Genomic DNA, 10753 nt, shown 5'->3' with positions numbered 1-10753 from the left:
CTGGAATGTGGAAACTGGGGAAGAAATTCATACCTTGACTGGACATCAGGATGCGGTTACTAGCATCGCCTTCAGTCTCGATGACAAAACTATCGCTTCTGGGAGTGGAGATAAAACTATCAAACTCTGGAATGTGGAAACTGGGGAAGAAATTCATACCTTGACTGGACATCAGGATGCGGTTACTAGCATCGCCTTCAGTCCCGATAGCAAAACCTTAGCTTTTAGCAGTGGCAATACAATCTATATAAGGAATATAGATTTTCAGGAATTAATGAAGGAGGGTTGTAACCAGGTCTATCACTACTTGAAAACCAGCCCCAATGTGAGTAAAAGCGATAGAAAGATGTGTGATGGTATTGCCACCAACAAATAATCGATAACTTTAAGCTAATCCACGAGGTCTTACATTTATGTCACCGATCGATTTCAAAGATATGATTGTGCTGCTACCGGGAATTACGGGTAGCGTGTTGCAAAAAAACGGGCGGGATATCTGGGCTATTTCCGGAAAATCCTTCTGGAATGCGGTCAAATCCCCGGAATCTCTGGTCCTGGAACAGGATGACCCAGAACAGGATGACTTGGAGGATGGAATTATTGCCACCCAGGTGATGCAGGAGTTCTATCTAGTGCCGGGATTGGCAAAAGTGATTGACGGATATACGAAGTTACGAGAACTGCTGCTCAGTGGCAAATTCCGAATTTATCCCCAGTCTCCCGAGAATCCCGATTTAGTTAACTATTACGAATTCCCTTACGATTGGCGGCGCGATAACCGGATTTCGGCCCGGAAGTTGAAGCAGTTTATTGATGAAAAACTGCACAAGTGGCGGCAAGAATCGGGCTATGAAGATGCCCAAGTGATTCTGCTGGCCCATAGTATGGGGGGTTTAGTCAGTCGGTACTATCTGGAAGTTTTGGGGGGATGGCGAGATTGCAAGGCATTGTTTACCTTTGGCACTCCCTATCGAGGGTCGGTGAGTGCGATTCTCTCTCTTTTAGACGGATATAAAAAAGCCTTTGTAAACTTTACTGAAGCCTTGCGCTCTTTTACTTCCGTTTATCAATTATTACCTATTTATCCTATGCTGCAAACTGCCAACGGTTGTTGTCGGTTGGCGGAAGTGGATGCTTTGCCGGAGTTGGATTTAGCGCGGGTTATTGCAGCCCGAGCTTTTCATGAAGAAATTCGCATCGCAGCGGAAGCAAATCGTCAAGATAAAGATTGGCAAACTCACGGATATGTCCTCGTTCCTTTTGTGGGAACGGGTCAGGTCACCTATCAGTCTGCCACCCTCCTCAATGGCAAATTGGAGGTTAGCAATACGGTCCCCTCAACGATTCCTGATTATTTAGCAAATGGGGATGATACCGTGCCTCGGGTGTCAGCAATCCCCCTGGAAATGTCGAACATGGGTTACTACAATACCTTTATTCCTGAACATCATGGGTCGTTACAAGCCAATAAAGCGGTACTGGAACAAATTTATGAGCGGCTGATGCAAATGCAATTTGATTCCTCAGCTATTAAAGGCCCACAACAGGTTCACTCTGACTCAGAACCCGTCACTTTAAGCCTAGAAGTTGACGATTTTTATTTACCCGGTGAACCCGTTGAAATTCGAGCGACTACCCTGAATGGGGGCGATTCTGTGGCTAAATTGGTGGCTCGAATCTCCTCTAAAACTTCCAAGATCCAACCCATTTCCCTCCCTTTAAAAGAAAACGGGTCTCACTGCACCGCCACTCTGGAAAATCTCCCGCCCGGTACTTATGAAATCGAGCTAAACACTGAATCCGGAGTGGAAACCCAGTCGGTGCGTGATGTCTTTGAAATTGCTGCTTAATCTGGGAACTTTACCTTGTTTTGTAATCACATAGGAAATTAAAAATCATGGCTCAACATTTTGTCGGTGTATGGATTTGGCAACTCTCTTCCCTGCCCGCAGACTATTTAGAAAAGCTCAAAGCTATCAACTGCCAGCGAGTCTATCTGAAAGTATTTGATGGAAAAAGTTCTTCTATGTTTTGGTCGGACCAATGTAGCACCAATATTATCAGCAAATTTCATCAAGCCGGAATCGAAGTTTATGGCTGGGGCTATCATTATGGAACCCCGGACGTGCAAGCCCAAGTTACAGCGGTTCGCGAGGCCATTAACTGCCAGTTAGATGGCTATATTTTGGATGTTGAGGAAGAAGTTAAAAATGTCAACACCCATGAAAATGTCAAGAAACTGCTGCAAGCTTTGCGTCCTTATGTCAAGCCTGGTACATTAGGTTATACCAGTTTTGGCAATCCCCAATATCATCCCGAAATCCCTTGGAAATTGCTGGATGACCTCTGCGATATTGCGATGCCGCAAATGTATTTTGAAAAGTGGACCACGAAACCCCAGGAATATGAAACGGTGGTTCAGGAAGCATTTACTGCTCACGAACAGTTCAATTTGAACAAGCCAATTTTACCGATTTGGGGTTCAGAATCCGATACCCAAAATCCTACAAACGCTGATATTTTACAAAAGTTTCTCAAGCGTTATCCCGGTTCCTCGATTTGGCGCTTGCCCAACGCGGGAGAAGCAGGGGAAGCGTTTAAATTAGAGTATTCTAGTGAAGAGTTGCCGATTCCCACCGAATCTTTTATTTACGAACAAGCTGCTAAAGCGGTTTTCAAGATGCAGCTTAAATATTCGTCCGGGTTACTGTTAGGGAATATATTCCTCTTCGATGCCGATGGTAACCAAATCTTTGATGCAGTAGCAACCACAGGACGTCCTGGATATCAAAGCCCCAATCATTTGTGGAAACGAGCATTAGGACCAATTCCCGATCGCAGTGGTTTAGCCATCAGTACCGAAGATGTGATGCTGGAAACCGATGATAGCAATGGCTGGAGTTTTCCCATCTTGCCTCACGTTTTAGCCAGCGAGGACGGACATATCAAACGCGGGGGATTCCAACTTTATAATGATGCGGGAACTCCAGGAACAGCGGGAGGCATTGGCATAATTAATTCGGAGTCTTTCACGCGATTCCGCGCCCTATTGATTGCCCTGAAACAACAGGGAATTGATAGCATTCCCTTAGAAATTGAATATGAAAAACCTCCGCAAACCCTACCCGCCAGCCTCGTTTTTTCATTCCGTCGAGATAAAATTAATTGGTTGATTACCGGCTGTCTGTCTGTTCTGGATCAAAGTGGAACCGCGATTTTTGAGGCAGAAGCAACCAGTGGTGCAGCGGGATATCAAAGTGCAGATGACCACTGGCAACGGAGTGCTGGTCCGCTTCCATCTGAGGAAATGATTGTTAATGGCCCCATCACAGTCTCAACGGTGGCTCATTATTCTGAATTAATCGGAATAGAAGGATATTTCTTTGATATTCTTCCTCTAGTTTTCCATCGGAATGATGGATACACTCGTTCTCATTTTGGTATTCATTTTGATGCCAATGTTCCGGGGAGTGCTGGCTGCATTGTCTTAACTAAACCACATGAGTTTGATGCTTTTACCGATTTGATGGTTAAGGCAAATCAATCAGGGATTCATGAAATTCCTCTGAAAGTTCAGTATTCTGATGCAGGAACACGCGGTTTTGCTGATGAATGGTGGCAAAAATTGCTAGAGTCTCGGCGAATTTTTGCGTAATTCGATAGCCCGCACCCATGCATGGTGGGGCTATACGAACACTAGCGAAGCCCGGGCCGAAGGGCTATAGCCCGCCTGCGCGGGCTGATTAAAAAACGGTTTTCACAAACCCAATTCGCTCTTAGCCCTCCCCTTAGCAAGGGGAGGGTTGGGTGGGGTAGAAACCTAGGTTAAAGAAAAGATAACCCTAAAAAACTTTATTCTCTAGTTAAATCCTATCAATGACTGACTCAAATCTCTACGCTTTACTTATCGGAGTTAACTGTTATTTGCCCCATCGGTTATCCGATGGGAGTTATTACGATAATTTGCAAGGGGCTGTTAATGATGTTAATGCCGTTGAAGCGTTTTTAAGAGTTAACTTAAATGTCCCGGAAAGTCACATTTTTAAATTGACTGCTTCTAATCCCAATCCGGTATTAAAAGAACCTGTGGAGCCGCCGGAACATCTTCCGACTTATGCCAATATGGTATTGAAGTTTAAGGAAATAACGGAGATTGGGCAACCAGGCGATCGCATTTATATTCACTACTCGGGTCACGGGGGCCGCACCATCACGGCTTATCCGGAAATCAAAGGGGAAGCGGGGGTTGATGAATCCTTAGTTCCCACCGATATCGGACAACTGGATGAATCGGGTCAGGCAATTAATTGCTATCTCCGGGATTTAGAATTAGCTTGGCTGCTGAAACAAATGGAAAACAAAGGTTTGATAGTAACCGTTGTTTTTGACAGTTGCCATTCCGGAGGAGCAACGCGCAGTACCGCCCAGGTTCGAGGTCTGGGTACGATTGATAGACTGCCACAAAAGATGAGCAGTTTAGTGGCATCTCGGGAAGAATTATTAAATAATTGGCGCTCTTTACAGCAAGTAACCCCAGCGGAATCCACCCTCCATTTAGGGTCGCTTCCTCAATCAAAAAATTATGTTTTTTTAGCAGCTTGTTGTCCCAGTGAAAAAGCCTTTGAGGACGGTTTTAATCGGGGTGGATTGAACCAGCGACATGGCGCACTAACTTACTGGTTGCTAGATTCTTTCCAGCAGGGTTATTTGGGATTAACCTATAAAGATATTTACGATCGCATCCGAGCAAAAATCAAAAGTCAGTTTCCCCAACAGACGCCGCTGTTATTGGGAGAAGGGGACCGTTTAATCTTTGGTAGCGATCGCACCGCAGTTACCCATTTTTTATCCGTTCAGAAAATTGACCGCGCCAAACAGCAGATTTCTATTAATGCAGGCATTGCCACCGGAATTCACAAAGGGGCAAAATTTGCGATTTATCCCATCGGGACCCGGGATTTTAGCAAAACGGATACCCGATTAGCCCTAGCTGAGGTGATTAACTACGATGCCACCCTCGCAGAATGCAAGATAGAACCCCTTCAAGGACAGCCAGAAATAGCCCTTGGTGACCCGGCTATTTTACTCTGTGTCCCAGCGCAGCTAATTCGCAAAGTTGCATTTTATTATCAAGAACAAGCGACGGCAGAGGAGATGAGTTTGAGTCAACTTCCTCCTAATAAACTCCTTCCCAATATTTATGCAAAACAACAGCAAGCGCGGAATTCTATTCAACAGGTTCTGCCCGCTTTTGGGCAAGGATGGTTAGAGTGGAAAGATATAAATTATTCTAAGGAAATGACTTTAGCTGACGATGAATCCATTGATTATTTTATTACCCTGAATCACGAAGAAGCTTATGAAATTTGTGATGCAACAGGAATCCCTTACTCGAATCTCAATCCCCCGGTCTATTTAGGTTCACCCAAAGCAGCATCGGAAAGGGTAATTCCCCGCTTAATCCATCTGGCTAAATATCGCGCCGTTCAAGAACTTTATAATTCCGGCTCTCCTTTAACTGAAAAGGTACAAGTCCAGTTGTTAGGCAAACTAGAAAATGATACTGAAGGGAGTAATATACTTCCAATTCAGTTAGATGATGCCCTGAATCCAACCTTTAAAGACGGGGAATGTATAATTTTTGAAATTATTAATCTATATTCCAGTCCGTTGAAGGTAGCTATCCTTGATTTAAAGTCAAATTGGTCAATTCAACAAATTTATCCCCAACCGGATAACGAAATGTTTGTAGAAATTTCTCCGGGAGTAGAACACCGAAAGGTGATTCGTTATTGCCTCCGTTTACCGGAAGGATATCCAGAGGGAGTAGATATTTTTAAAGTCTTCGCTACCCTAGGAGAAGCGGAACTACGCGGATTAGCTTTACCGCCACTTGATTCCCCGATGGTTGCACCTCCCAAATATCGAGGTTATAGTGGGTCAGATCCGCTTTCTCTGTTAGCGCAGGCGTTCGCCCAGGAAAAACCCCAGAACCGCCGCTTAAATGCTGCATATTCTTACCGAGAATGGGTGGTTAAACAGTTTACGGTTCGGGTTAAACAAGGTTAACAAAAATCAGCAATTCACAATGAAAGGAGCATTTACTAATGACCCATTTTGGAATTATTTGCCCAGTATCTGCCGGTCATCTTAATCCCATGACAACGTTAGGGTATGAGTTGATTCGTCGGGGTCATCGAGTTACTGTATTTAACTTTATTGATGCAAAGGACAAAACCCTGGAAAGTGGCTTAGAATTTTGCCCCATTGCGGAGCAGGAAATTCCTGCGGGAACAGTCGCAGAACAGCTAAAAAAAATGGGTCAGCTGCGGGGTTTGGCAGGATTTCGATACACGGTTGAAATTTTTGCCCAAAAGGCAAATGTTACCCTCAAGCAAGCTCCAGCAATCCTCAAAAAAGCTGGGGTAGAAGCGTTACTTGTGGATCAAGTTGCCCTCTACGGTGGAACCCTGGCAGAATTTTTGAATATTCCTTTTGTCACCGTATGTAGTGCTTTAACGATGAACCGAGAGCCTAACATTCCTCCATTTTGTACTCCGTGGGAATACAATCCAACTTGGAAAGGGCGTTTACGGAATAAATTGGGCTATCAGTTTCTCACTTATTTAAGCAAGCCGGTTCGAGGGATCATTGCTGATTATCGCCGCCAGTGGAATTTGCCTTTACACGCTCACCCGAATGATGTTTACTCTAAACTGGCTCAACTTAGCCAACAACCTGCGGAATTTGAGTTTCCCCGAACTACTTTACCCTCCTGTTTTCATTTTACTGGGCCTTATGACAATCCAAAAACGCGCAAATCAGTCCCATTTCCCTTTGAAAAATTAACGGGCCAGCCTTTAATTTATGCCTCAATGGGAACGATTCAAAATCAATTAGAAAGTGTATTTCAAACTATTGCCGCAGCTTGTGAAGGATTAGAGGCTCAGTTAGTCCTTTCTCTCGGGGGTGGGATTCGTCCTGAATCCATCCCTCAATTGCTAGGGAATCCTATTGTTGTGGGTTATGCACCCCAATTAGAGTTGTTACAAAAAGCAACTCTAACTATTACTCATGCGGGGATGAATACCACAATGGAATGTTTGAAAAATGCAGTTCCAATGGTTGCAATTCCTGTCACTAACGACCAACCCGGAGTGGCAGCACGGATTGCTTGGACGGGGGTGGGTGAAGTGGTTCCGTTGAAGCAGTTGAGCGTTGCGAATCTGCGAACGGCGATTCAGAAGGTGTTGGGGGAGGAGTCCTATAAACAACGGGCGATCGCCCTCCAAGAAGCAATTCAACGGGCGGGAGGAGTGAGCCGTGCGGCTGATATTATTGAACAGGTTGTTTTGACTGGAAAACCTGTACTTGCGAAACCATAACCTACTAGGTCGCGATCGCACCCAAGCGGCGATCGTTGCCGTCAAACGAGGCATCGTCCCCATCTAATCCTTAAACCACAGATTACACTGATTACACAGAAAAACATCCGTGAAAATCAGTGTAATCTGTGGTTCCTTCTTTTCATTCAACTACTCAACGCAGTGAACTTATACCAAGTGTAGGTTTGGATAGTAGGTCAACATATCATCGGTGGTCAAGGTATCTCCTTTGGCTTGCGGCGTCCAGAGGACCTCGAAGGCTAACAACTGTTCGCTACCAATGCCGCCAATTTGACTTAAGGCTTGGCGCATTTGGTCAGAACCGTTAATCGTGGGGAGTTGCAAATTACCTAATGTTCCGACTACTAGGGTGACGACGATATATTCGCTGGGTGCTTCGGTTTCAGCTTTCACCAGTTCGCCGTTTGCATCCGTCGGCAAAGCCTTGGTTGCATTGCCGTCGCGTAACTGGTTATTGACGTTGGAAAGGGTTTCCTCTTGGACTTTGGACCGTTCCCCGAGGGCGAGTTGGTTAAATTTGGCTTCGGCGATCGCTAACCGGGTTTTTTCCGATTGGGTTGCACCATAAACCCAGTATTCGGGATGGCGCAATAAAGCGAGGCTGACTTCTTGCAGGACTTGGGCACGCCCTTCGGCAGTACCAGTATTGGCAGTCAGGGCGAGTTTATCGAGTTCCGCTTGCAGTTCTCGCGCTTCGGCTAAGAGTCCGACTTGGACTTGCCCGATCGCCACTGTGGGATTATTCGTGTATTCAGCAGTTTCTTCGCTACCAGCACGGCGGAAGGCTTGCATCAGGAAGTTGGCAAGGGCTATCACAATGAAGATACCGAACAATCCCCCAAAACCGCCGCCAAACCCAAAGAACGGCAGCAGGAAGGGAAATCCAAATCCACCCCCACCGGGATAATAGCCACCACCCCCGGGTTGATAGGTGCGAGTTGGGGAAGCATAGGGACGAGAAGGTGCACGGAAGGAACCGCCCCCGATACGTCCCCCAGAACGAGCGGCAAAAGCGGCATCGGCATTCCCCAGGACCAGAACGGCGATCAAGGCGATCGCCAGGAGGGGTTTGAAAAAGGGTTTAATTGCTGAAAGCAGTTTTCTATACATAAGGCAGCTAGGAAGTCCGATTCTCATCAAAAGGGTTCCGACTCAGAAGGTATCTGCTATATCAGTACCATTCTGGGATTTGGGAGTCGGCAGGCAGAGGTAACTTTCTGCCTCCCTTCTAATGTATCGTTTTCCTCGGCCAACCGAACTCGAAATCCCAACGGATTTGGGGGAGGATAGCCGAACCTAGGGGCTTTCTGCGATGTCATTGCTCAGAAATTATCGAGGCGGGTTGAGCTAAAAATTCCCCTGTAGCGGGGACTTCCCTGAAGACCCTTAGCCGCCGCCAACAATGGTGACAATTTCCAGGCGATCGCAAACCAGGGGACCGAAGAATGCTCCGAAGCATAGCGAACATAGGCTAGACCCGCTGGGGCTTTCCCTGGTTTCGTCGGCGTTTCATACACCGGACCCACCCCAATATAGTCCGCCCCTTCAGCGATCGCCCGTTGCATTTCTTCCGGGTTCGTGGTAGAACGACCGATTAAACGTTGAGGGCCAAGCAACTGACGAGCAAAGGCAGTCGGCATATCCTGTTGGCCCAAGTGAACCCCATCCGCATCTACCGCTAAAGCCAAAGAACGGCAGCAGGAAGGGGAATCCAACTCCACCCCCGGGTTGATAGGTGCGAGTTGGGGAAGAATAGGAGCGAGAGGGTGCACGGAAGGAACCACCCCCAATGCGTCCCCCAGAACGAGAGGCAAAGGCGGAATCGGCGCTACCGAGGACGAATATGCGCGATCGCAAAGTCATCAAATTGGCGATCGAACCCTGATGAAAAAAGTGTGAAGATAGGAGTGAAACGTGGTAAATTAATATTTTCCGGCTTTCTTGACGGTCTTGTTTTCCACAGGCAAATTCCCCTGTTTAATTGCTGGCCCTTTCTACTACTATCCATTTCATGCTATTCAAAAAAACCTCCTATCGTAACCCTTGGACTTTCGTTCCGACCCTTTATTTTGCTGAAGGCGTCCCTTACTTCATTATTAACACCGTTTCGCTTCTGATTTATAAAGACCTGAAGATAAGCAATGCCGAAATTACTTTTTGGACAAGCCTTCTTTACCTGCCTTGGGTCATCAAAATGTTTTGGGGGCCTTTTATTGATATTTACTCAACGAAAAGAAATTGGGTAATCTATACAAATCTAGCTATGATGGGCTGCTTAAGTTTAATAGCGCTCTCTGTACAACTGTCAAATTTCTTTTTCATCTCTCTAGGGGCCTTTACAATCGCTGCTTTTATTTCCGCCACCCATGACATTGCGGCTGACGGATTTTATATGCTGGCATTAAGTCCAGAACAACAAGCTTTCTATGTGGGTATTCGCAATATTTTTTATCGAATAGCCCGGATGTTCACTGAGGGAGTTTTAATAGTATTTGCGGGTAGACTGGCAACATCCCTCGGCAATATTCCTTTAAGCTGGAGTCTGGCCATAGGGTTAACAGCTTTAATGTTTGGGGGACTTTCCCTTTACCACCGATTTGTTTTACCTTTTCCTGAAAGTGATTCGCAACTTTCTCCAAAGGAAATTAAAGAAACTGTTCCTTTTGTACAAGTCATTAGTTCTTACTTTCGTCAGAATAAAATTGCTGCTACACTGGCATTTATCTTGCTCTATCGATTCGGAGAAGCACTCCTTGGAAAAATGGCTACTCTATTTTTTAAAGATAGCTTAGCAGTAGGAGGCTTAGGACTATCAACCGAAGATGTGGGTTGGATTAACCTAACTGTAGGCGTAATATCCTTACTGATGGGAGGTATATTAGGCGGGGTTGTTATTGCCAAATATGGACTAAAGAAAACCATTTGGCCGATGGCGTTAGCCTTGAATTTACCGAATATTTTTTACGTTTATATGGCTTATACTCAACCTGCAAAATTATTAGTCTATCCCCTCGTTGCCCTGGATCAATTTTGTTCGGGATTAGGCTATACTGCTTTCGCGGTTTATTTAATGTATATTTGTAAGGGAGCGTACAAAACTTCTCATTTTGCGATCTCTACGGGGATTATGGCACTTGGCATGATGGTGCCGGGATTGATTAGCGGTTCCATTCAGGAAAAACTTGGCTATCCAGGATTTTTTATCCTCGTATGTTTATTAGCGATTCCTGGAATGATCACTATATTTTTTCTTCCTTTAGATGAAGTAGAAAATTCTCAAGCTAGTTAACGGATAGGGAAAAAGTGATCAGTAGTAACAACCGGCGGGGGATAAATCCCCCGCCGGT

7 protein-coding genes and 1 pseudogene are annotated in these 10753 nt (G+C 45.6%); 6 read left to right on the top strand and 2 right to left on the bottom strand.

The window, feature by feature from the left end:
* From NG792_RS09665 to NG792_RS09645, 5 genes are all read left to right on the top strand, one after another.
* Positions 1-376, top strand: a 376-nt coding sequence (locus NG792_RS09665; RefSeq protein WP_435387571.1) for a WD40 repeat domain-containing protein, incomplete at its 5' end; no start/stop codon positions are given.
* Positions 377-413: 37 nt separating this feature from the next.
* Positions 414-1850, top strand: coding sequence for a lipase/acyltransferase domain-containing protein (locus NG792_RS09660; protein WP_261235314.1), 1437 nt, complete (start codon positions 414-416; stop codon positions 1848-1850).
* Positions 1851-1897: 47 nt separating this feature from the next.
* A complete protein-coding gene (locus NG792_RS09655) occupies positions 1898-3655 on the top strand; it encodes a hypothetical protein (RefSeq protein ID WP_261235313.1) in 1758 nt (585 codons plus the stop codon).
* Positions 3656-3876: 221 nt separating this feature from the next.
* Entirely contained in the window at positions 3877-6069 is a 2193-nt protein-coding gene (locus tag NG792_RS09650) for a caspase family protein (RefSeq protein WP_261235312.1), read from the top strand.
* A 38-nt stretch (positions 6070-6107) separates the two neighbouring features.
* Positions 6108-7385 (top strand): glycosyltransferase, encoded by a 1278-nt coding sequence (locus NG792_RS09645; RefSeq protein WP_261235311.1) that lies wholly within the window; start codon positions 6108-6110, stop codon positions 7383-7385.
* 168 nt (positions 7386-7553) lie between these two features.
* On the opposite strand, the gene NG792_RS09640 is transcribed toward NG792_RS09645, so the two are convergent.
* Together NG792_RS09640 and NG792_RS09635 are read right to left on the bottom strand one after the other, a co-directional pair.
* On the bottom strand, positions 7554-8516 hold the full coding sequence (locus tag NG792_RS09640; RefSeq protein ID WP_261235310.1) for a DUF1517 domain-containing protein: 963 nt from the start codon (positions 8514-8516) through the stop codon (positions 7554-7556).
* Between the two features lie 311 nt (positions 8517-8827).
* A pseudogene (locus tag NG792_RS09635) lies at positions 8828-9094 on the bottom strand (thiamine phosphate synthase); the annotation flags it as partial.
* Between the two features lie 323 nt (positions 9095-9417).
* Between NG792_RS09635 and NG792_RS09630 the strand changes: the two are divergent.
* Entirely contained in the window at positions 9418-10695 is a 1278-nt protein-coding gene (locus NG792_RS09630) for an MFS transporter (protein ID WP_261235309.1), read from the top strand.
* The last annotated feature ends 58 nt before the right edge of the window (positions 10696-10753 follow it).

The sequence above is a fragment of the Laspinema olomoucense D3b genome (assembly GCF_025370785.1).
Taxonomy (GTDB): domain Bacteria; phylum Cyanobacteriota; class Cyanobacteriia; order Cyanobacteriales; family Laspinemataceae; genus Laspinema; species Laspinema olomoucense.
Note: the sequence above shows the minus strand (reverse complement) of the source record. Positions and strands in the feature narration are given on the sequence as shown.

Excerpts from the sequence above, each read along its gene's own strand:
- NG792_RS09660 (WP_261235314.1), top strand. The coding sequence starts at position 414 with ATGTCACCGATCGATTTCAAAGATATGATTGTGCTGCTACCGGGAATT.
- NG792_RS09655 (WP_261235313.1), top strand. The coding sequence starts at position 1,898 with ATGGCTCAACATTTTGTCGGTGTATGGATTTGGCAACTCTCTTCCCTG.
- NG792_RS09650 (WP_261235312.1), top strand. The coding sequence starts at position 3,877 with ATGACTGACTCAAATCTCTACGCTTTACTTATCGGAGTTAACTGTTAT.
- NG792_RS09645 (WP_261235311.1), top strand. The coding sequence starts at position 6,108 with ATGACCCATTTTGGAATTATTTGCCCAGTATCTGCCGGTCATCTTAAT.
- NG792_RS09640 (WP_261235310.1), bottom strand. The coding sequence starts at position 8,516 with ATGTATAGAAAACTGCTTTCAGCAATTAAACCCTTTTTCAAACCCCTC.
- NG792_RS09630 (WP_261235309.1), top strand. The coding sequence starts at position 9,418 with ATGCTATTCAAAAAAACCTCCTATCGTAACCCTTGGACTTTCGTTCCG.